Origin of the sequence: Lentzea kentuckyensis, from assembly GCF_002150765.1 — a bacterium.
GTDB lineage: Bacteria > Actinomycetota > Actinomycetes > Mycobacteriales > Pseudonocardiaceae > Lentzea > Lentzea kentuckyensis.
Genome location: NZ_MUYM01000205.1, coordinates 5,886 through 6,166, shown reverse-complemented (window position 1 = coordinate 6,166; position 281 = coordinate 5,886). Strand labels below are relative to the sequence as shown.

At 69.4% G+C, this 281-nt stretch carries 1 protein-coding gene; it reads right to left on the bottom strand.

The genetic code is table 11. The features are described from left to right. Positions 1–281: S8 family serine peptidase (locus B0F77_RS45930; RefSeq protein ID WP_158103021.1), on the bottom strand; the 281-nt coding region annotated here is incomplete at both ends.

Below are 281 nucleotides of genomic sequence, written 5' to 3'. Positions count from 1 at the left end.
GATGTTGGCCGGCGCGGAGACCTCCTTGCCCTCGTTGCCGGTGGCGGCGACGAGGACGACGTCCTTCTCGATCGCGTAGTTCACGGCTTTGACCAGCGTCGGCGTCACCGAGCTGGAGAAGCCCAGCGACAGGTTGATGACCTTGGCGCCGTGGTCGGCCGCCCATCTGATGCTGTCGCCGACCACGTCGAGCGCGAACTGGTCCTTCTCGTCGGCGCTCGCGATCGGGAGGATCCTGGCGCCGGGCGCGATGCCGAGCGCGCCGCCGTTGCGGCCGTTGG